At 41.3% G+C, this 21,311-nt stretch carries 19 protein-coding genes; 12 read left to right on the top strand and 7 right to left on the bottom strand.

The features are described 5' to 3' along the window. Positions 1–229: 229 nt before the first annotated feature. Positions 230–1,192 (top strand): alpha/beta hydrolase, encoded by a 963-nt coding sequence (locus FTU75_RS15135; protein WP_180116323.1) that lies wholly within the window; start codon positions 230–232, stop codon positions 1,190–1,192. Positions 1,193–1,213: 21 nt separating this feature from the next. Here the strand turns inward: FTU75_RS15135 and FTU75_RS15130 are convergent, their stop codons facing one another. Continuing rightward, on the bottom strand, positions 1,214–2,395 hold the full coding sequence (locus tag FTU75_RS15130; RefSeq protein WP_180116321.1) for a transcriptional regulator: 1,182 nt from the start codon (positions 2,393–2,395) through the stop codon (positions 1,214–1,216). A 221-nt stretch (positions 2,396–2,616) separates the two neighbouring features. Between FTU75_RS15130 and FTU75_RS15125 the strand changes: the two genes are divergently transcribed. Further along, entirely contained in the window at positions 2,617–4,128 is a 1,512-nt protein-coding gene (locus FTU75_RS15125) for an aldehyde dehydrogenase family protein (protein ID WP_078194071.1), read from the top strand. Between the two features lie 242 nt (positions 4,129–4,370). Continuing rightward, complete coding sequence (locus FTU75_RS15120) at positions 4,371–4,862, top strand: hypothetical protein (protein ID WP_180116319.1); 492 nt, start codon at positions 4,371–4,373, stop codon at positions 4,860–4,862. A 197-nt stretch (positions 4,863–5,059) separates the two neighbouring features. On the opposite strand, the gene FTU75_RS15115 is transcribed toward FTU75_RS15120, so the two are convergent. Both FTU75_RS15115 and FTU75_RS15110 read right to left on the bottom strand, forming a co-directional pair. Beyond that, the gene (locus FTU75_RS15115) at positions 5,060–5,665 is read right to left on the bottom strand and encodes a 2-hydroxychromene-2-carboxylate isomerase (protein ID WP_180116317.1); all 606 of its coding nucleotides are present in this window, start codon (positions 5,663–5,665) and stop codon (positions 5,060–5,062) included. Between the two features lie 50 nt (positions 5,666–5,715). Next, positions 5,716–6,465, bottom strand: coding sequence for an SDR family oxidoreductase (locus FTU75_RS15110; protein WP_180116315.1), 750 nt, complete (start codon positions 6,463–6,465; stop codon positions 5,716–5,718). Positions 6,466–6,595: 130 nt separating this feature from the next. Here FTU75_RS15110 and FTU75_RS15105 point away from each other — a divergent pair, with 130 nt between their 5' ends. The 9 genes from FTU75_RS15105 to FTU75_RS15065 all read left to right on the top strand — a co-directional run bounded on the left by FTU75_RS15105 (position 6,596) and on the right by FTU75_RS15065 (position 15,642). After that, entirely contained in the window at positions 6,596–7,174 is a 579-nt protein-coding gene (locus tag FTU75_RS15105; RefSeq protein WP_180116313.1) for a TetR/AcrR family transcriptional regulator, read from the top strand. 309 nt (positions 7,175–7,483) lie between these two features. After that, positions 7,484–8,605: a bifunctional 3,4-dihydroxy-2-butanone-4-phosphate synthase/GTP cyclohydrolase II gene (gene ribBA / locus FTU75_RS15100; protein ID WP_067765588.1), complete on the top strand. Its 1,122-nt coding sequence runs from the start codon at positions 7,484–7,486 to the stop codon at positions 8,603–8,605. A gap of 11 nt (positions 8,606–8,616) precedes the next feature. Beyond that, complete coding sequence (gene ribE / locus FTU75_RS15095) at positions 8,617–9,087, top strand: 6,7-dimethyl-8-ribityllumazine synthase (RefSeq protein ID WP_067765591.1); 471 nt, start codon at positions 8,617–8,619, stop codon at positions 9,085–9,087. Between the two features lie 4 nt (positions 9,088–9,091). Then, positions 9,092–9,541, top strand: a complete 450-nt coding sequence (nusB, locus tag FTU75_RS15090) for a transcription antitermination factor NusB (protein ID WP_067765594.1) — start codon at positions 9,092–9,094, stop codon at positions 9,539–9,541. Between the two features lie 20 nt (positions 9,542–9,561). Next, entirely contained in the window at positions 9,562–10,479 is a 918-nt protein-coding gene (gene thiL, locus FTU75_RS15085; RefSeq protein WP_180079920.1) for a thiamine-phosphate kinase, read from the top strand. A gap of 22 nt (positions 10,480–10,501) precedes the next feature. Then, positions 10,502–10,978 (top strand): phosphatidylglycerophosphatase A, encoded by a 477-nt coding sequence (locus tag FTU75_RS15080; RefSeq protein WP_180056358.1) that lies wholly within the window; start codon positions 10,502–10,504, stop codon positions 10,976–10,978. 21 nt (positions 10,979–10,999) lie between these two features. After that, positions 11,000–12,364, top strand: coding sequence for a bifunctional UDP-N-acetylglucosamine diphosphorylase/glucosamine-1-phosphate N-acetyltransferase GlmU (glmU, locus tag FTU75_RS15075; RefSeq protein WP_180116311.1), 1,365 nt, complete (start codon positions 11,000–11,002; stop codon positions 12,362–12,364). A 12-nt stretch (positions 12,365–12,376) separates the two neighbouring features. Next, the gene (gene glmS / locus FTU75_RS15070) at positions 12,377–14,215 is read left to right on the top strand and encodes a glutamine--fructose-6-phosphate transaminase (isomerizing) (RefSeq protein WP_180116310.1); all 1,839 of its coding nucleotides are present in this window, start codon (positions 12,377–12,379) and stop codon (positions 14,213–14,215) included. A gap of 56 nt (positions 14,216–14,271) precedes the next feature. Continuing rightward, complete coding sequence (locus FTU75_RS15065) at positions 14,272–15,642, top strand: phosphomannomutase CpsG (RefSeq protein ID WP_180116308.1); 1,371 nt, start codon at positions 14,272–14,274, stop codon at positions 15,640–15,642. A 102-nt stretch (positions 15,643–15,744) separates the two neighbouring features. Here the strand turns inward: FTU75_RS15065 and FTU75_RS15060 are convergent, their stop codons facing one another. From FTU75_RS15060 to FTU75_RS15045, 4 genes are all read right to left on the bottom strand, one after another. Beyond that, entirely contained in the window at positions 15,745–17,187 is a 1,443-nt protein-coding gene (locus FTU75_RS15060; RefSeq protein ID WP_180116306.1) for a capsule assembly Wzi family protein, read from the bottom strand. 183 nt (positions 17,188–17,370) lie between these two features. Next, positions 17,371–18,387 carry a UDP-glucose 4-epimerase GalE gene (gene galE / locus FTU75_RS15055; RefSeq protein WP_180116304.1) on the bottom strand — a complete coding sequence of 339 codons (1,017 nt, stop codon included), beginning with the start codon at positions 18,385–18,387 and terminating at the stop codon, positions 17,371–17,373. Beyond that, positions 18,380–20,053, bottom strand: coding sequence for a glucose-6-phosphate isomerase (gene pgi / locus FTU75_RS15050; protein ID WP_180116302.1), 1,674 nt, complete (start codon positions 20,051–20,053; stop codon positions 18,380–18,382). Before pgi ends, galE begins: the two co-directional genes overlap by 8 nt. Beyond that, positions 20,053–21,306, bottom strand: coding sequence for a nucleotide sugar dehydrogenase (locus FTU75_RS15045; RefSeq protein WP_180116300.1), 1,254 nt, complete (start codon positions 21,304–21,306; stop codon positions 20,053–20,055). Before FTU75_RS15045 ends, pgi begins: the two co-directional genes overlap by 1 nt. Positions 21,307–21,311 lie beyond the last annotated feature (5 nt).

Here is a 21,311-nt window from a genome sequence, read left to right as displayed (position 1 = left end):
TTCATGTTTAAGTGACCCAAGTGCCTACATTATCCTTTGAGTCTGGTAATGTAGGCTCAACTGAATCCATTTCACCTTTTATTTCAGGAAAGCGACTATAGATTGGTCGCTTTCATACTGAGGTCACTCTTTTTTTAGTTCGTAAATCAGCATCGATTATTCATTTGACAAAAGCTCATGGCTCATCAAGGATAAAGCATAATGTCCAATAATATTAATGAGTATAATAATGAGCCATTCACATATTCAGTATCAGCCTGACATTTTGGGCGCAGGCTATGAACAAGCCACGCTGACCTTCCCTGATGATTATGAAGGCCCTGTGGTTGCCACACTGGTTCGCAAAAAAGCCACGGCTCCTACCTCCAAAGCGGTGCTCTATATCCATGGTTTTATCGATTATTTTTTCCAAACCGAAATGGCGGAACGCTTCAATCAGCACGGTTTCGACTTTTATGCCTTAGATTTAAGAAAATATGGTCGCTCAATCCGCCCGCATCAAAAATACTATAATGTGCATGCACTGTCTGAATACGATGCCGAAATAGATCAAGCCCTAACGATCATTGCTGATGAAGGTCATGATGCCTTGCTGCTCTGTGGTCATTCTACCGGTGGCTTAACCACCACTTTGTATGCAGCCCATCATCCAAATCATCCTTTAATTCAAGCCCTTTGGGTTAACAGCCCATTTTATGATTTCAACATGAATCCAGTGAAACGCGCACTGGCTATTCCACAGCTGAGTAAATTGGCAAAGACTTTTCCCAATTTAAAATTCCCAAGTGAACTAAATAAATGGTACACCGCCAGCTTACACCATGAACTCAAGGGTGAATGGAACTTCAATTTAGACTGGAAAAAGACCCGCTATCCAATGGTGTATTTAAGTTTTGTACGGACAATTTATGAGGCTCAAAAGGAAATTCATCAAGGTGTGACGATTGATGTACCGGTATTAGTGATGCATTCACATCAAACTAAAAATCCCAAAAAATGGGGTAAAGCAGCGCAGACCAGTGATGTGATTTTGGGTGTAAAAGATATCCAAAAATATGCCAAAAAAATTCAAGGCGATGTCACCATTCAAAGTATCCAAAATGGCTTGCATGATTTAGTACTTTCGGAAAAAACCGCGCGAGAACAAGTCTATACCCAGCTCTTTCAATGGCTGGCCAATAAAGGTCTTTAATAGCCTGAATCACATTGCAAATTACTGTTTTAGTTTCAACAAAGTCTGATGTACGGGATGTGATCTCGGCATCAGCTCAATCAGGCGTTCAACCGCATCGATAGCTTCAGGGAAACGCGCGACATGTTTGAGTAGAACATCCGTTTCTTTGGCATTAAAAATCGCTTGGCTCAATCGTGACTCAAGACAATCACGCCATGCCCCTAAAAATGGGCTTTCAGTTTTAGCCAAGAAAACCCCTGAACACAGTTTTAAGGCCGAATCGATATAACCTGCATCTAAAGCTTGCTCAACTTGCAAAAAATCGGCTTCGACTTGTGCCAATAAACGATAGGGACGTGAGCCTAACATACCGCCCAAAATATCACGAAGCTGCGACATTTCCGCTTTTAAAGTCCCAACACTTACCTTGCGTTCACCATATAAGGCTTGATGCAAAGTATCTAGGGTCATGCCTTGCGGACATAGCGCCAAGATGGTCAAAATTTCTATTTGCCGCGGGGTCAGCACCATCACTTTGCCATTAAATAACACTTTCGGCACAGCAAAGGCCCGAATATACAAATGCTGTTTTTGAAAATCGAGTAAAGCCGATTGAATAATCGAAGCGCAGCGTTCAGCCGCAAGTAGCCCTAAACTATTGTGGTTTTTCCACACGGTGGATAAATCAACCACGCCCAAAATTTGCTGCGTATGTGGATCGATAATCGGTGCTGCATAGCAGACCCATTCATGTACTGATGGCATGTAATGTTCATTTGAAAACACACAACTCGACTGTTGGGTTTTTAAAGACAACGCTAATGCATTGGTGCCGACCAATTCTTCGCGCCATTGCCCACCTGCAATAAAATGTACACTTTCCGCAGCACTTTGCATTTGCCGACTCGACGCACTCCAAATAATCGTGCTACCTACATCGCCCACGGCAAGTACCATCGACGACTGTTCGGCAATGTGTTTTAAATCTTCGGCACAATGTTGCAACGCGTGATGCAATGCCGACTGCTGTTGACTCTGAGGACTTAAATTCACCAAAGGCGCAGCACTCCGGTTTTCCGGAATTTCAGCCTGCGCCGATCGCTGCCAAGAGCTTGCAATGCTCTCATTCAATTGCGAAGTTTGCTGCTTTGACAGACTCATGCCCTGCCTTAACCGTTCGACATTCTGTCGTTTTTCAGATAAATCCTTCTGTATCATCATTCATTATTCTCACAACAATTCATGACTAAAAATCCGTTTCCCGGCTTTTGTTTTTAAGACTGAAAAAAAATATTGTAAACCTTCTTGTCTCCAACCTTTTTCTAACCTTATACAGGCTATGCTAATCAAATAATGTACAAAAGTACCTTATACCAAAGCTGTAGATTGCCACAGATAGGCAGCCCAACAAGATCATAATAAACAAGCAAAGGAAAATTCATATGCGTTATGTCGATCCTAATCAACCCGGTTCAAAAGTTCAGTTTAAAGCTCAGTATGAAAACCTGATTGGTGGCCAATGGGTCGCGCCAGTGAAAGGTGAATACTTTGAAAATATCTCCCCTGTAGACGGTAAAGTTTTTACCAAAGTGCCACGTTCTTCTGCTGAAGATATTGAATTGGCTTTGGATGCAGCGCATAAAGCCAAAGCCCAATGGAACGCCTCTTCCCCAACCACACGCTCAAATATTTTATTAAAAATTGCCGATCGACTTGAAGAAAACCTAGAGCTCCTTGCGGTCGCAGAAACCTGGGACAACGGTAAACCGATTCGTGAAACCTTAGCCGCTGATATTCCACTTTGTATCGATCACTTCCGTTATTTTGCCGGCTGTATCCGTGCCCAAGAAGGCGGCATTTCTGAAATTGATGAAAATACTATTGCTTACCATTTCCATGAACCACTTGGTGTGGTCGGTCAAATTATTCCGTGGAATTTCCCAATCTTGATGGCTGCATGGAAACTTGCTCCAGCATTGGCTGCGGGAAACTGCATCGTGTTGAAACCTGCGGAGCAAACGCCTGTCAGCATCTTGGTCTTGGCTGAACTCATTCAAGACCTACTCCCACCGGGCGTGCTGAATATTGTGAATGGTTATGGTGTTGAAGTCGGTCGTCCATTGGCGACCAATCCACGCATCTCAAAAATCGCCTTCACAGGTTCAACCGCTGTCGGTCAAATGATCATGCAATATGCGACTGAAAATATCATTCCTGTGACTTTAGAACTTGGTGGAAAATCACCAAATATCTTCTTTGAAGACATCATGGACAAAGACGATGAGTTCTTAGATAAAACACTCGAAGGTTTTGCCATGTTTGCGCTCAACCAAGGTGAAATCTGTACCTGTCCTTCACGTGCTTTGGTACAGGAAAGCATTGCTGATCGATTCTTGGAAATGGCAGTAGAACGTGTGAAACGTATTAAGACGGGTCATCCACTCGATACCGATACCATGATTGGTGCACAGGCATCGCAAGAGCAGCAAGACAAAATTTTAGGTTGTATCGCTACAGGTAAAAATGAAGGTGCACAGCTCATTACTGGTGGTGATCCACGCAATGAAGTCGGTACAGGTTTCTATATTGAACCAACCATTTTCAAAGGCACCAATGACATGAAGATTTTCCAAGAGGAAATCTTCGGCCCTGTGCTTTCAGTAGCAACCTTTAAAGACTTTGATGATGCCATTAAAATTGCCAATGACACGATTTATGGTCTAGGTGCAGGGGTTTGGTCGCGTTCAGCGCATACTTCATATCGTGCGGGTCGTGCTATTCAGGCAGGTCGTGTATGGACCAACTGTTATCATATCTACCCTGCACACGCAGCATTCGGTGGCTACAAAAAATCAGGGATCGGCCGGGAAAACCACAAAATGATGCTTGATCATTATCAACAAACCAAAAACTTGTTGGTGAGCTATGACACCAAACCAATGGGCTTCTTCTAAGCAGGGTTGAACAATACATGAGATAAAAAGCGAACTTCGGTTCGCTTTTTTGTTAGAAGCCTCTTCAAAGAATTCATTAAAATTTCTTTTAAAAAGCTGCAAATTTTCTTATGCTTGCTAAACAAATAACTTTATTAATTAAAAATATTTAAATAGCTATGAAATATTGTGTCTCCTGTGGAGAAAAAGCATTAGTACAACATCACTTTTGTAGTGCCTGTGGTCATTCATTTGGTGATCAAGTGTCAGACAAACCTAAGCAAGCACGTTATCCCGCATTTGTGCCCAACCAAGATGATATTTCGACCTATGAACATCATCTCAAATACTTAAACAAATTAAGCTCTTTCCAAAGCAAAGTATTCTATCTTTTCTTCTTTGGTGCTTTCGCGGTCATGTTTTTTACTTTCACAAGTGTATTTTCAGGTTGGGCGTCTGTTTCCAAAGCATTTGGATCTATATGGCTATTTCCTTTTTGTATCATCAGTTGTATTGCCATAAAATTTACAAGTTTGGACTATTGGCTTGCTAAACAAATTTATGGTCGAAATTATCGTTATAAAGACAATGGATTAAGACTCGTTTACCAAGAGCTACCAAGCGCTAAAAATCATAAAGATGAATTTATCTGTATCTTTTGCGGCAATAAACGATTCTTTCGTAAAGGTATTTATGCAAGCGATTCATGCACCGTAAATTGCACCAAATGTCAGCATTATTTATATACGGAATAAAGCTTAAGTTTTTTAAGTTAGTACCCCAAAAATAAGACTCAATACAAATGAAAGCTGAGTAAAAGTAGATGTAAGTAAGACAATCAGCCATGATCCATTCTATAATTCCACTTACATCTACAATGACTTCTGCATTCCCATTCCCGCCCTAAAACTGGTGCTCATATTCAGTAGCATTCACTCAAGTATTCGTCCAATTAGGCTGATCGTGATGAAGCCTGTAAAGCCGCCTCAACAAAATGTAAATGATCAACACCCCAATACAATTCATCATTCACAAACCAACTCGGTGCGCCAAAAACACCTCGTTCAATGGCTTCTTCGGTCACCACTTTCAGCTCAGATTTGACTTTTTCATCTTCAAGCCATGATTTAACTTGCACCACATCCAATCCAAGATCCTGCATCAATTGAATTAATTCATTGAGATCATTTAAATTGCGTGGCTGACCAAACATTGCGTTAAAAATACCCGTCAGTACATTGAGAAATACTTCAGGCTCAAATAATTGGACTGCGGTAATCAAACGCATCAACTTCAAAGTATTGATCGGAAAATACGGATTCATTTGCACGGGAATCTGCCATAGATCTGACCAGCGCTTAAGATCCCGCATGGAATAGCGTGCCTTGGCAGGCACAGCCATCGGGCTACTATTGCCTGTGGCTTTAAACACCCCACCCAATAACATCGGTTTCCAGATAATCTCTGCCTGATATTGCTTAGCAATGTGCTGAATACGGTGAAATCCAATGTAGCTATATGGGCTGCCGACATCAAAATAAAATTCAATGACTTTCATTTTTTTCGTCCTTTTTTTGCTTGTTTTTCCTAATATTTTTAAATCAGTGCTTACCAGCGTTCCATCCACGGTCGCAGATCTAATTCATGCGTCCATGCATCTCGTGGTTGCTGTGAGAGATGCCAATAATTTTCCGCAATATGTACTGGATTTAAAATACCATCTTGCTCTTTTTTTGCGTACAAATCGGGAAAAGTATCTTTAATAAAGTCGGTATCAATCGCCCCATCAACCACCACATGCGCCACATGAATATTTCTAGGCCCAAGTTCACGCGCCATACTTTGTGCCAAGGCACGAAGCGCATGTTTTGCGCCAGCAAAAGCGGCAAAGCCTGCGGCACCACGAACCCCTGCCGTCGCACCAGTAAAAATGATCGTGCCAGATTCACGAGTCACCATGCGTTTTGCCACTTCCCGACCAGTTAAAAAAGCCGAGAAACATGCCATCTCCCATATTTTGAAATATTTACGTGCGGTTTCTTCCAAAATACTACAAGGGACGTTGGCACCAATATTAAAGACCATAACCTCAATCGGGCCAATGTTTGATTCAATGTGCTCGATGAGTTCAATCACTTGCTCTTCTTTTCGAGCATCCGAACCAAAGCCAAAAGCAGTCCCTCCCTGTGCTTGAATTTCAGCAATTAAGGGCTGTAATTTGTCGACATTACGCCGCGTCATACATGCGGTATAACCACCACAAGCAAAGCGTTTGGCAATTTCACCACCGGTGGCATCTCCTGCACCAATGATCAATGCCACACCTTTGGCAGGCTTAGATATATGATTATTTCCCATGACGATCTCCTCGTGCTGGATAGTTTTTATATTCCATGGGCGATCAATTTTATTGAATAACGATCGTTACTATAACGAATACTATGTTATGGTTAATTTATCGTCAATCTTATTTTCAAGGGTGTTGCAGATGCGCTACAAACCCGAATACAAACAAAAAAAACGCCAAGAACTTTTAACCATCAGCGGACAAATTGCGAAAAAAGACGGCTTTGCCGCAACAGGTGTGGATGGATTCATGAAAGCCGCCGGCGTCACCAGTGGTGCCTTTTACTCACATTTTTCGTCTAAACAAGAGCTACTTAAAGCCTTAATTGAACATGAGTTACAACACAGTTTTGATATGTGGCAAAACAATCCACATGATAATGCGCAGGATTGGATTGAATTTGAGCTTGACCGCTATTTAACCCCTGTACATGTTCAGCATCCCGAGCAAGGTTGTTCACTCCCCACGCTTGCGAGTGAAGTAGCGCGTGCAGATCAGGACACTAAGTTGATATATGAAACTGAATTACTGCGTGGTCACGCTTTATTTAGTCAGCATCTCGGTAGCGAAGAACTCGCTTGGGCCATAATTTGCCAACTTGCTGGTGCAATTTTAATTGCGCGAGCAGCTGCAGATCCACATTTGCAAAAAACTATTTTAGACGCCAATAAGATGATTATTCGGCAATATTTAGACAGTCATCCCGCCGTATCAACGTGATTCATTTTTATGTGACAGTTCATGGAGTTAAAGACCGACAGTTTTCCGACAGACTGCTCATCTCTTTCATTTGAATTATTTAAAATCTGTATAAGCTTACCCATTTTTATGCTTTTCAAGTGTTTAAAGATTCAGCATAAATGGCACAATTCAAATAAAATCCTCTTTTCAAGGTTCTGACGACTGTGTATAACAATGAGCCAGTAAAGGAAACTCATAAGCATAGGCAAAGGACGCAAAAAAACGTTAGACTATGCAACAATCAATGCAAGTAAATGTCATTCGAGACAAACAAAAAGGTGAAGATTGATGCCGCTCAATACTGTTGAAGAGCTCGTAGCTGATATTCGTGCAGGTAAAATGGTCATCCTGATGGATGATGAAGATCGTGAAAATGAAGGCGACCTTGTCATCGCTGCGACCCACGTACGCCCTGAAGATATCAACTTCATGATTACGCATGCGCGTGGTCTTGTATGCTTAACCTTAAGTAAAGAGCGTTGCCAGCAGTTAAATTTACCTTTAATGGTCGATGCAAACGGTGCACAGCACGGTACAAACTTCACATTGTCGATTGAAGCAGCAAATGGCATTTCAACTGGTATTTCTCCTGCTGAACGTGCACATACCATTCAAACTGCTGTTGCAGCACATGCAAAACCTGCTGATATTGTTCAGCCAGGCCATATTTTCCCGCTTATGGCGCAGCCAGGTGGTGTACTACACCGTGCAGGTCATACTGAAGCAGGCTGTGATTTATCGCGTTTAGCCGGCCTAGAACCCGCATCTGTGATTTGTGAAATCATCAATGAAGACGGCACTATGGCGCGTCGCCCAGACCTTGAAGTGTTTGCTGAAAAGCATGGCTTAAAAATGGGGACCATTGCAGATCTGATTCACTACCGCATGACCAATGAACAAACGGTTGAACGTCTAGACCAGCAAACACTAGATACAGAATACGGTACATTTGAATTGTTCCGTTACCGTGAAATTGGTAATCCAGATATTCATTTAGCACTGGTTAAAGGCGAACCGAAACAAGGGGTAACCACAGTTCGTGTGCATGGTTTCAGCCCAGTTCGTGACTTATTAAAACTGAATAAACAAGATGGCGCTCCGGCGTGGAATCTCGATAAAGCACTCAAAGAAATCGCATCCAGCGATCGTGGTGTTTTAGTGTGGATTGGTCAGCGTCATTTACAGGACTTAGGCCCTGCTTTAGAAAATTTAACTGCACCGAAAAATGTTAAATCCAATGCGGCACTGTCTCAGCAGTATCAAACCATTGGTGTCGGCGCACAAATTTTACGTGATTTAGGCGTGGAAAAAATGAAGCTTCTTAGCTCGCCATTACGCTTTAATGCATTATCAGGTTTTAACTTAGAAGTGGTGGAATACATCACCGCAAATCAAACATCAGAGAAATAATCGAGGTTGCTATGGCAGTTCGCCGTATTGAAGGTATGTTACATCTCGCGAACGAAGACCGTTATGCGATTTTAGTTGGTCGTTTTAATAGCTTTGTTGTTGAACATTTGCTAGAAGGTGCCGTTGATACATTGAAACGTCATGGCGTATCAGAGGATAATATCACTGTTGTTCATGCACCAGGTGCTTGGGAACTTCCAGTGGTTGCAAAGAAACTTGCAGCTTCAGATCGTTTCGATGCCATCATCGCGCTTGGCGCAGTGATTCGTGGTAGCACGCCTCACTTCGATTTTGTTGCTGGCGAATGTGCCAAAGGTTTAGGCGTTGTTGGTCTAGACACTGGCTTACCAGTAATTAATGGTGTATTGACTACGGATAGTATTGAACAAGCGATTGAACGCTCGGGTACAAAAGCAGGTAATAAAGGTAGTGAAGCTGCCTTGACTGCTATTGAAATGGTTAACTTGTTAAAGGCTATTTAACGCTATGTCGCAAACACTTCAAGCAACTTATGCAGCAAAACGTAAAGCACGTCGCTTTGCTGTACAAGGAATTTATGAATGGCAAATGAGCCGCAATCCTGTGCATGAGATTGAAGCACGTACGCGTGTGGAAAATGCCATGCACAAGGTAGATCTCGGCTATTACCACGAGTTATTGACCGAGGTTGTTGCCAATCATGAAGCATTGGATGCGCTTTTAATCCCTGTACTCGATCGCGAAGTTGAAGCCTTAGATGGCGTTGAACTTGCAACCCTTCGTTTAGGCGCGTATGAACTCAAAGAACACCTTGAGATTCCTTACCGTGTCGTACTCGATGAAGCGATCGAGTTAGCTAAACATTTTGGCGGTGCAGACAGCCATAAGTACATCAATGGTGTATTGGATCGTTTAGCGACTACATTGCGTGCAGCAGAAAAGCAACAAGCTAATTAATTTATTAAGTAGTACGTTGTATGGCTGAGTTCTCTATCATTGATACCTATTTTAATCGTCACAGCAGCAGTGCTGTCGATTTAGGAGTCGGTGATGACTCAGCCTTGCTCACCCCTCCTCCACAGCAACAATTGGTCATCTGTGCCGATACTCTCGTTGCTGGACGTCATTTTCCTCTCGACACCAACCCACATGCCATTGGTTGGAAATCTGTTGCCGTCAATTTATCTGACATTGCTGCAATGGGCGCCAAACCGCATAGTATTTTACTGGCATTAAGCCTACCCCAAATTGATCATGAATGGCTCAAAGGCTTTAGTCAGGGTTTATATGATTGTTGCGATCAATTTGGTGTGAGTTTAATCGGTGGGGATACCACTCAAAGTCCTCATCTGACGATTTCTGTCACAGCATTAGGCTGGGTCGATATAGGCAAAGCAGTAACCCGCTCAGGCGCTCAAGTTGGTGATTTCATTTGTGTCAGCGGTCAAGTTGGCGATGCTGCATATGGATTACAGCATTTAGGACACCCACTGCAAAAGCGTTTAGATTATCCAACACCACGTTGCCAACTTGGTCAACAGCTCAAAGGCTTAGCTCATAGCATGATCGATGTCTCTGACGGCTTGGCTCAGGACTTAGGGCATATTTTGCATGCCTCTAAAGTGGGTGCAGAAATCGAGTTAGATCAACTTCCTATCGACGACCATGTAAAACAATTACAACAAGAATCCCAATGGCAGTATGCACTCGCGGGTGGTGATGACTATGAGTTATGCTTTACAATAAGCCCGCAGAATTATCAAAAACTTCTGCAACTAGAATTAGATGTAAACATTCATAAAATTGGTCAAATTACTGAGCCACTCGGGCTGCGTTACAAAAACTACGGCACTGACCATATACTAAAATTTCAGGGATATCAGCATTTTGCATAAACCAGCCATTAACTTCAAACAAATGTCTTGGGCCAACAGAATAATCGCATTCTGTGGTGTGGGCTTTGGTTCTGGTCTTGCTCCCAAAGCACCGGGAACATTTGGCTCTGCGTTTGCTTTATTGTTTATTCCTGGTTGGCTTGCAATTGGATTTATCAACTCCATTATTGTCATGATCATCATGTCAATTGTCGGCATATTTATTTGTGGTCAAACCGCGAAAGTCATGGGCGTGCATGACGATGGGCGCATTGTCTGGGACGAGTTTGCAGGACAGTCTATTACTTTCCTTCCCGTTTTATACCTCGGACAAATGAACTGGACTTGGGCACTGATTGGTTTTGCCCTATTCCGTTTATTCGATGTATGGAAGCCTTGGCCTATTCGTGTCATTGATCGTCAAGTGGGTGGCGGTTTTGGCATCATGTTTGACGATATTATTGCGGGCCTTTGGGCTGCGCTTTGCATCTGTATTTATTTTTATATTTTGTCTATGTAATAGAAACACCTAGGATTTAAAATGTCTACGAGCGTTATTATTCTTGCTGCAGGTAAAGGAACACGTATGCGTTCAAATTTACCCAAAGTATTACAACCACTTGCAGGACAACCTTTACTCGGCCATGTCATTCACACTGCAAAAAAACTACAAGCAGCAGAAATAATTACCATCTATGGGCATGGCGGTGATCAAGTACAAAAAGCATTTGCCCATGAAAATATAAAATGGGTTGAACAAGCTGAACAATTGGGAACAGGTCACGCAGTGAAAGTAACCCTGCCCGTTTTGGCTAAAACAGGTGTATCACTGATTTTATCTGGTGATGTTCCATGCATTAGTGAAGATACTTTACAAAAACTACTCAATGCATCTACTCAAACAGGTATTGGCTTAGTGACCTTAACGGTTGCTGATGCGACAGGTTACGGGCGCATTGTGCGTGAAAATGGTAAGATTCAAGCCATTGTTGAACATAAAGATGCTTCTGAAGAACAACGTAAAATCAAAGAGTTTAATACCGGTATTTATGCAGTGAGCAATGCCAAATTGCATGAATGGCTGCCAAAATTGAGCAATAATAATGCGCAAGGTGAATATTACCTGACCGATATCGTTGCCATGGCGATTGCTGATGGTCTCGAAGTTGCATCTGTAGAACCAGAGCGTGCATTCGAAGTCGAAGGTGTGAATGACCGCGTACAATTAGCAGCATTAGAGCGTGAATTTCAAAATTTCCAAGCCACACAACTGATGCAACAAGGCGTTCACCTCATCGACCCTGCTCGTTTTGACTTACGTGGCACATTAAAAGCAGGTCAAGATGTTCGCATTGACATTAATGTGATCATTGAAGGTAATTGTGAGCTCGGTGACAATGTCGAAATCGGCGCTGGTTGTGTAATAAAAAACACGCAAATTGCCGCAGGCACTAAAGTTCAACCGTATAGTGTATTTGACAGTGCTATTGTGGGTGAAAATACGCAAATTGGCCCATTCTCACGTTTACGCCCAGGTGCCAAACTTGCCAATGACGTACATATCGGCAATTTTGTTGAAGTAAAAAATTCAAGCATTGGCTTAGGCTCTAAAGCCAATCACTTCACCTACTTAGGTGATGCTGAAGTGGGTGCTGGATCAAATATTGGTGCGGGAACCATTACCTGTAACTATGATGGCGCCAATAAATTTAAAACCATCATTGGTGACAATGCCTTTATTGGCTCAAACAGCTCATTGATTGCCCCTGTACACATTGCCAATGGTGCGACCGTCGGTGCTGGCTCAACCATTACCCGTGACGTAGCAGAAAATAGTCTTGCGGTAGAACGTTCTAAGCAATTTGCCAAAGAAAACTATCAACGTCCCCAAAAATTGAAGAAATAAGAGGATAAAATTATGTGTGGTATCGTCGGTGGCGTTGCAGAACGTAGTATTACCAATATTTTAGTAGAAGGTTTAAAACGCCTTGAATACCGTGGTTATGATTCAGCAGGATTAGCACTGATCAATAAAGGTCACGTCCTTCGCGAACGTCGTGTTGGTAAAGTTGCAAATTTAGAGCAAGCTGTAGAAGAAGCTGACATTACAGGTTCTGTAGGGATTGCACATACACGCTGGGCAACGCATGGTAAGCCAACAGAGAATAATGCCCATCCACATATTTCTGGCACAGTTGCTGTTGTTCATAACGGTATTATTGAAAACTATCAAGAGCTTAAAGACGATCTTGAAGCTTTAGGCTATGTATTTACCTCACAAACAGATACTGAAGTTGTTGCGCATTTGGTCAATGATGCATTGAAATCAACACCAAGTTTATTGGAAGCGGTAAAGCAAGTTGTTCCTCAACTCAAAGGCGCTTATGCACTGGGTATCGTACACACAGATCATCCTGATGAATTAATCACAGTACGTGAAGGTTCACCACTTGTGATTGGTGTAGGTATTGGTGAAAACTTTATTAGCTCTGACCAATTGGCACTACTTCCAATTACCAATCGCTTCATTTACCTTGAAGAAGGTGATATTGCGCGTTTAACCCGTAATACCATTGAAGTATTTGTTGATGGTCAACTCGTGAACCGCCCAATTAAAGAGCTAGATGCAACGGTAAGTAACGCATCGAAAGGTGAATACAAGCATTACATGCTCAAAGAAATTTATGAGCAACCTGAAGCGATTAAGCAAACGATCTCTCAGGCATTAAATGGCAATGCACTACGTGATGATTTCTTAATCAATGCGACTGATGCTTTTACTAAAATTCAACAAGTGCAAATCATTGCCTGCGGTACCAGTTACCACGCTGGTATGATTGCCAAATATTGGTTTGAACAACTGATTGATGTACCTTGCCAAGTTGAAATTGCCAGTGAGTTCCGTTACCGCTCGCCTGTGATTGTGAATAACACCCTCTATGTGTGTATTTCTCAATCAGGTGAAACAGCCGATACTTTAGCTGCACTGCGTGATACACAAAAGCGTGCTGCTGCTAAAGGCTTAGACATTACCACCATGACTATTTGTAACGTTGCGACGTCTTCAATGGTCCGTGAAACCAACTACAGCTTGTTGACTCTTGCAGGCCCTGAAATTGGTGTGGCTTCAACCAAAGCATTTACTACGCAGCTTGCAGCACTCATGCTTTTAGTTCTAAAAATGGGGCAAATTAAGCAGACCATTTCTGAAACTCAAATTGCTGAAATTATTGCAGACTTGTGGCATACGCCTAAGGTGATTTTAGATACGCTGCAAAACAATGCAGAAATTTTGCGTTTATCTGAGCTTTTTGTTGAAAAGAATCACTGCTTATTCTTAGGCCGTGGTACTGAGTTCCCTATCGCACTTGAAGGTGCTTTAAAACTCAAAGAAATTTCATATATTCATGCAGAAGGTTATGCTGCCGGTGAACTTAAACATGGTCCATTGGCTTTAGTGGATAACGACATGCCTGTTGTGATTCTAGCACCGAAAGATGACATGCTGGATAAACTCAAATCAAATATGGAAGAAGTCCAAGCACGTGGCGGTGAGTTATTTGTTTTCGCTGATGAAAATAGTGGGATTAAAGCCAAAGAGCGTCAACATGTGGTCTTTGTACCGAGTGTGAGCGCATTACTCGCTCCTATCGTATACAGCGTTCCTGTGCAATTACTTTCATACCATGTTGCTGTATTACGTGGAACTGATGTCGATCAGCCACGTAACTTGGCGAAGTCTGTGACGGTGGAATAATAATTTTTGATCAAGGGCTGGAATTTCCAGCCCTTTTTTCTATAGTTGGAAATAACATGACAAAGCTTACTTGTTTTAAAGCCTATGACATCCGCGGTAAACTCGGTACAGAACTGAACGAAGAAATTGCTTATAAAATCGGTCGTGCTTATGGGCAAATTTATCAACCAAAAAAAATTGTGGTGGGCTGCGACATCCGTCTCAGCAGTGAAGATTTAAAACAAGCCACCATCAAAGGTCTGAATGATGCGGGTGTTGATGTATTAGATTTAGGTATGACGGGAACTGAAGAAGTCTATTTCGGTGCCTTTCATCTAGATGTTCAAGGTGGGATCGAAATCACGGCAAGCCACAACCCGATGGACTATAACGGCATGAAATTGGTCCGCGAAAATGCACGTCCGATTGGAGCGGATTCAGGCTTAAAAGAAATTCGTTTATTGGCTGAATCAGGCAACTTTAATGAAGTTATCACTAAAGGCAAAACTGAAAAATACAATATTCTGCCTGAATATATTGATCATTTAATGTCGTATATTGATCCTGCCAAAATTCGCCCACTCAAATTGGTTATGAATGCAGGCAATGGTGCGGCTGGTCATGTGGTTGATGCCATTGAAGCAAAATTTAAACAACTTAACCTTCCAGTAGAATTGATTAAAATTCATAATGATGCTGATGGTACTTTCCCGAATGGTATTCCCAACCCGATTTTAGTTGAAAACCGTGACAGTACCCGTAATGCTGTGATTGAACATCATGCAGATATGGGTATCGCTTGGGATGGTGACTTTGACCGCTGCTTCTTATTTGATGAAAAAGGCCAATTTATTGAAGGTTATTACATCGTCGGTCTATTGGCGCAAGCATTCTTACTGAAACAGTCTGGTGAGAAAATTGTGCATGACCCGCGTCTGGTTTGGAACACCTTTGATGTCATTGAACAATACCAAGGTGAAGCCATTCAATCAAAATCAGGACATTCATACATCAAAGAAAAAATGCGTGAGCATAATGCCGTGTATGGAGGCGAGATGAGTGCACATCATTATTTCCGTGATTTTGCTTACTGTGACAGTGGTATGATTCCATGGTTATTGGCAATTTCTGTACTCTCAGAAACCCAGCAAATACTGTCTTCACTGGTTGAAGGCATGATTGAAAAGTTCCCTTGCTCGGGTGAGATCAATTTTAAAGTTGCAGATACTCAAGCCACGATTCAAAAGATTTTTGATCACTTTGCCGATCAAAATCCTGCGATTGATGAAACGGATGGTGTCAGCCTAAATTTTGGTGCATGGCGCTTCAATGTTCGAGCATCAAATACAGAGCCATTATTGCGCTTAAATATTGAGAGTCGAAAAGATCAAAATCCAAAACCAATGCAAGACTATGTGGATGAATTAACACAGCTGATTCAAGCTTAATTATTTTTTTAATATTAATAAACCATTCAACTCATTCAATAAGTTGAATGGTTTATTTTTTTAGCTTAACTAGAAAGAAATTCTATCTAAGCTGACGACTGATTAAAATAGTGAACGATCTAATGGAATTTCGACTCCAATAGATACTCCCGCATCTTGACCATAGACATCAGAATCACTCACCCATCCATTCATTTTCAATGGCGCATTCGGTTTTAAGTAATGTGTCCAAGTAAGATCTAAAGCTTTAATTTCATCTTTTTGAGTAAATGCATGATTATTTATCGAATTTGATTGATTAACTTTTGCCACCATTACTCGCCCATTTAAGCGATTCATAACATCAAAGCGAATGTCTCCACCCAGACTTAGCATTTGACCATCCCCGCCCATGGCATGCCCTAGCGGGAAGCCGTGTTGGTAATAACCATCTTGATAAATATAGTGATTATAGGAAATACCTTGTACGTCGCTATTGGTTCGAGTATCAGCCCATTCTGCATACACCTGCAAAGGTAAATTATTCAATTGTGAAGAATAATCGATACCTGCTAAATACATTTTTTTTGAAGGAAGAAGCCCAGCTTCATCTTCACCGACATATTGCCCATAAAGGCTAATCGGCACACCACTCCAGTGGTTTAAATTAAGGCGTGCATCAAAACCCGCAATTTGATTAGACTTATCTAGATCGCCATCATAAAAGTTGTCATTACCTTTAATTGCATTCCATAATGAGTCAAAACTTTCTGAGCGCCCTTCACCTCCCCATTGAAGAATTCGAGAAGCACCAAGCTCCAAGTACGGCAATGGCTGTGCAGTTAAACGAAATCCCAATAGTTTGGCATCTGGAATTGCATCGTAATCATCTAATTGACCTGCAAAGGCTTGATATTGCCAAGGACCAATCCATGACAGCCACTTTGTTTCAAATGCTTGTTGTTCAGCACGCTGCATGGTCAATCCATACACTGGACGGCTTGCATCACCACGGATTAGGCTTCCTTCATGTCCAGGACCCCAATAGGTAGGGATTTGACCAGCAATCAACCATTGATTCCATAATTTACCCGCAATATACGAACCTTCTACATTTACATCTTGCCCATGATCAATGATTGGATCTTTTTCAGCATTTACTCGCAGTCTTGCATCCCACTGCTTTCCACCTGCATTCAATTCAAGCGCCGCTTGATATTGCGATTTTTGCTCATCTGCAAATTTTTGCGGGATGTTTTGTGGATCTGTTTCAGCAAATAAAGCGAGCTTAATAGAGGTATTTTCTGCTTCTAAATTTGCCATAACCGAATTGAGAACTTTCTGCTGAGCATTATTTTCAATTTTCGCAATAGATAACGCACGCTGAATTTCTTCACCGCTCAATGGCCAAGTCGAAGTGCTAATTTGGATCACACCTTGTTGGTTTAGCCAATTTAGATCTGTACGTAGATCATTATTATTCAAAATGATCCCTTGAGCGTAAACCGGCAGAGCTAGAGAAGAAAAAATCGCAAGTGATAGAACTCTAAGTGTTTGATATTTCATATATTATTTCAATCAATTTATCTTTCACATATGATAACGATTTTTTTCAAATAAAAGATAAGATCTATTATTATTTTTGCACAATCAATACACGACTCAATATTTAAGTTAAATAGTTAGAAGTATGGCAAATACAAAATTCGCCATACTGTCTTTAATGAATTTACATACTAAATTTTAATATTAGTTATAACCATTCGGATTTTGCTTTTGCCAGTTCCAGCTATCCTTCAACATATCTTCTAAACCATATTGAGGCTGCCAATCTAACTCTGCGACAGCACGGGCATTTTCAGCAAATGAGGTTGCAACATCACCTTCTCGACGAGGTACGTATTCAAAAGGTATCTCAATACCATTTACCTTCTCAAAAGTATCTCGAATCTGTTTTACTGAAATCCCATTGCCTGTACCAATATTCCAAGCGCGGCATCCTTGCGTTTTTAAACGATGATTCAAAGCGCATAAATGTGCATTCGCCAAATCGACCACATGAATATAATCACGAACACCTGTACCATCTACAGTGTCATAATCATTGCCAAAAATTGACAACTTATCACGACGGCCGACTGCCACCTGTGTGACATAAGGCATCAAATTATTGGGTATCCCTTGTGGATCTTCACCAATTTGACCACTTTGATGTGCGCCTACCGGGTTAAAATAACGCAGCAAAGCGATTGACCAACGCTCATCTGCAGCTGCTAATTTTTCTAGCAATTGCTCAACAATCAGTTTGGTATAGCCATAGTTATTGCTTGGCATACCTGTAGGCATGGTCTCATTCAAAGGTGAAATATTGGCTTCATCATAAACTGTTGCCGATGAACTAAAGACCAACTTAAAAACTTGAGCACGCTCCATCGCTTTAACCAAGCTAATTGAACCCGAGATATTATTTTCAAAATATTTTAGTGGCTCTTTTTGGCTTTCACCCACAGCTTTTAAGCCTGCAAAGTGAATCACTGCATCAATAGAATGATGCTGAAAAATTTGATCTAAAATTTGCTGATCGAGAATATCACCTTCAACAAAATCTAATTTTTTAGCTGTCAACGCTTGAACACGTGCTAAAGATTCGACAGAACTGTTGGACAAATTATCCAGTACAACAACGTCATGCCCTGCGCTCAAAAGTTGAATACAAGTATGTGAACCAATATAACCTGCACCACCTGTTACTAAAATTTTAGCCATTGGTTTTTCCTAATAATATTTGTAGTAAGCCTTGCGTTGAACCATCTAAATCCGAAATATCCTTTCGATCACCATTTAATATTGGAAGTAGCTGATTGGCAATTTCTTTGCCTTTTTCTACACCCCATTGATCAAATGGGTTAATGTTCCAAAGCACCGACTGTACAAAAACTTTATGTTCATACATTGCGATCAACATGCCCAAACTATATGGATTTAGCTCTTGTAATAAAATGGTTGAACTTGGTTGATTGCCTTCATATTGTTTATATTCCGGCAAATCTTGTACTTCATGTTGATTTAAAGCTTGATTACCAAATGCCAGTAAGCGCGATTGAGCCAAACAATTGGATAAGGCCAAATGATGCTGTTCCACCAGCGCCTCTGCATTATCGACATAGGTAAATTGTTGGGCCTGATAGCGCTGCACTGGCGCAATGAAATCACAACTCACTGCTTGACTGCCTTGATGCAGTAATTGGTAAAAAGCATGCTGAGCATTCGGTCCCACTTCCCCCCATATAATCGGGCAAGTATCCCAATCCACTTTTTGACCATTACGCTGAATCGATTTACCATTCGACTCCATTTCCAACTGCTGCAAATAAGAGGCGAAATATTTCAAACGCCCATCATAGGGCAGCACTGCATGAGTCTGAATATCAAGGAAATTATTATTCCATGCACCCAATAAGCCCATTAATACAGGAATATTTTGTTCGAAAGGTGCCGTCTGAAAATGCTGGTCTACCGCATATGCGCCAGCTAACAGTTGTTCAAAGCCATCAACTCCGATCGTCAGTGCAATCGGTAAACCAATACTTGACCAAAGTGAATAGCGACCGCCGACCCAATCCCAGAGCAAAAATTGGTTTTCGGCTGCAATGCCCCATTCGGTCATTTTATCTGCTTTGGTAGATACACCAATAAAATGATGCTTTAAAATTTGTGATTCTTGTCCAAGTGCTTTTTCAAGCCATAAACGTACTGTTTGCGCATTAGATAAGGTATCAATTGTCCCGAACGATTTTGAAGATATAATAAACAGCGTGGTTTCGGGCCGAAGTTGATGCAATAAATCTGAAAGCTGACTACCATCAATGGTCGAAACAAAATGTACATCGAGTGGCTTATATGTGGATTTTTTGAAATCAGATAAGGCATGGCTCACCATCAGTGGTCCTAAATCTGACCCTCCGACACCAATATTGACCACATCTTGAATGACTTCACCAGTTGCGCCGCGGCACTGGCCAGCATGAATTTTTTCTACCAAAGCATACATACGCTCAAGTTGTGTATGCACTTGTTTTGCTAATTCAGTATGAGACTGATCATCTTTAGGTAACCGCAGCGCCCAATGCATGGCTGCACGCTGTTCGGTATAATTAATTTCTTCAGTAGAAAATAAACGCTTTATCCACGAGGTTAAATCTTGTGTCTGTGCCCACTGGACTAGATTTTTGACAACGGGCTGATTGATTCTATGCTTACTAAAATCAAAAACCACCGGTTCTAAAGTCACAGAGAATTTTTCGAATCGCTGAGTGTCCTCAGCAAAGAGTTGTGTTAAATGCTTATTTTCAAATTTAGTTTTTAAACCATGAAGACTGCCTAAAACTGAATCTAAATTTTGTACAGCATAAGGTTGAGTTTTAACAGCCATTAACGTCCTACTCCCATATATGCAAAACCTTGAGACTTCACATACGCTGGATCATAAATATTGCGACCATCCAAAATAAGTGGGTGCTGCATGGTTTTAAGCAATTCGGTATAATCAGGACTCCAATATTGTTTCCATGCCGTCAGTAAGCACAAAGCATGTGCATCTTGCACTACCTCATATTGCTCTGTGCAATACATAAGATCAGGTCGCTCACCATATATTTTTTTCATTTCATCCAAGGCTTGAGGGTCGTGTAATTTAACTTTTACACCTTGAGCCCATAGTGCTGCCAACATGGCATGAATAGGAGATTGTTTCGTACTAGACGTTTTTTCTTTAAATGCAGCGCCCCATATCGCAACAGTTTTCCCTTTTAAATCACCATGATAATAATTCCACAATTTACGGAATAAAACTTCTTTTTGCTGCTCATTAATGTCCCAAACTTGAGCAAGGAGTTGGCTATTTGCACCCACACCTGACACCGTATGCGTTAGGGTCTGAATATCATGTGAAAAGTTTTCTCCACCAAAGCCTGCCCCCGGATAGAGATAAGATCCTCCAATACGATTATCCGCAGCCATCCCCTGACGAACTGACTCAATATCAATGCCTAATTTCTCAGCAACCATTGCTAAGTCATTGATATAACTAATTCGTGTCGCCAACATGCCAGAGATACTCAGTTTGGTAAATTCAGCATCTAAAATGGGCATAAATAAATATTGCTGCTGACGTGGGAATAAAGGGCGTAAGAGTTCCTTAATTTTAATTTGAGCAACATCCGATGCAGCTCCAACAATCAACTGCTTGGCTTGTGCAAAGCTTTGTAAAGCGTTTCCTTCCTGAATCATGTCGGGTAAATAGACCCACTCATCTTCATGCAAAATTTTTACAAACTTTTCTGTCCCATGCAGTCCTAAAGTAGACGCATTGATCATCAGTTTAGGGTGAATAATGGGACGTTGTTTGATGTTTTGAAGAATCTCAATACATTGCTTTTCTTCAGCTGGGTTAAAACTGAAGAAATAGGCATCTGCATCTAGTGGAATATCATTAAAATCACAGTATTTTAAAAAACTACTTTGTTGTTTGTTGAGTAGATTTTTTACAGCTTCATCTTGCAGATACATTAGTTCGCTTTCATACGTTTTCAGTGGTTCATACCAAAAAACGTGATGACCGCATTCTGCTAGCAAAGCAGCAAATACACCTGAAAAAAGTGTTTGTCCAAATACTGCAACCTTCATATCAG

Source organism: Acinetobacter sp. YH12140, from assembly GCF_013418475.1.
GTDB classification, from domain to species: Bacteria; Pseudomonadota; Gammaproteobacteria; order Pseudomonadales; family Moraxellaceae; genus Acinetobacter; species Acinetobacter amyesii.
Note: the sequence above shows the minus strand (reverse complement) of the source record. Positions and strands in the feature narration are given on the sequence as shown.

Coding starts and splice junctions, on each gene's coding strand:
- FTU75_RS15135 (WP_180116323.1), top strand. CDS start 230: ATGAGCCATTCACATATTCAGTATCAGCCTGACATTTTGGGCGCAGGC.
- FTU75_RS15130 (WP_180116321.1), bottom strand. CDS start 2,395: ATGATGATACAGAAGGATTTATCTGAAAAACGACAGAATGTCGAACGG.
- FTU75_RS15125 (WP_078194071.1), top strand. CDS start 2,617: ATGCGTTATGTCGATCCTAATCAACCCGGTTCAAAAGTTCAGTTTAAA.
- FTU75_RS15115 (WP_180116317.1), bottom strand. CDS start 5,665: ATGAAAGTCATTGAATTTTATTTTGATGTCGGCAGCCCATATAGCTAC.
- FTU75_RS15110 (WP_180116315.1), bottom strand. CDS start 6,465: ATGGGAAATAATCATATATCTAAGCCTGCCAAAGGTGTGGCATTGATC.
- FTU75_RS15105 (WP_180116313.1), top strand. CDS start 6,596: ATGCGCTACAAACCCGAATACAAACAAAAAAAACGCCAAGAACTTTTA.
- ribBA (WP_067765588.1), top strand. CDS start 7,484: ATGCCGCTCAATACTGTTGAAGAGCTCGTAGCTGATATTCGTGCAGGT.
- ribE (WP_067765591.1), top strand. CDS start 8,617: ATGGCAGTTCGCCGTATTGAAGGTATGTTACATCTCGCGAACGAAGAC.
- nusB (WP_067765594.1), top strand. CDS start 9,092: ATGTCGCAAACACTTCAAGCAACTTATGCAGCAAAACGTAAAGCACGT.
- thiL (WP_180079920.1), top strand. CDS start 9,562: ATGGCTGAGTTCTCTATCATTGATACCTATTTTAATCGTCACAGCAGC.
- FTU75_RS15080 (WP_180056358.1), top strand. CDS start 10,502: ATGTCTTGGGCCAACAGAATAATCGCATTCTGTGGTGTGGGCTTTGGT.
- glmU (WP_180116311.1), top strand. CDS start 11,000: ATGTCTACGAGCGTTATTATTCTTGCTGCAGGTAAAGGAACACGTATG.
- glmS (WP_180116310.1), top strand. CDS start 12,377: ATGTGTGGTATCGTCGGTGGCGTTGCAGAACGTAGTATTACCAATATT.
- FTU75_RS15065 (WP_180116308.1), top strand. CDS start 14,272: ATGACAAAGCTTACTTGTTTTAAAGCCTATGACATCCGCGGTAAACTC.
- FTU75_RS15060 (WP_180116306.1), bottom strand. CDS start 17,187: ATGAAATATCAAACACTTAGAGTTCTATCACTTGCGATTTTTTCTTCT.
- galE (WP_180116304.1), bottom strand. CDS start 18,387: ATGGCTAAAATTTTAGTAACAGGTGGTGCAGGTTATATTGGTTCACAT.
- pgi (WP_180116302.1), bottom strand. CDS start 20,053: ATGGCTGTTAAAACTCAACCTTATGCTGTACAAAATTTAGATTCAGTT.
- FTU75_RS15045 (WP_180116300.1), bottom strand. CDS start 21,306: ATGAAGGTTGCAGTATTTGGACAAACACTTTTTTCAGGTGTATTTGCT.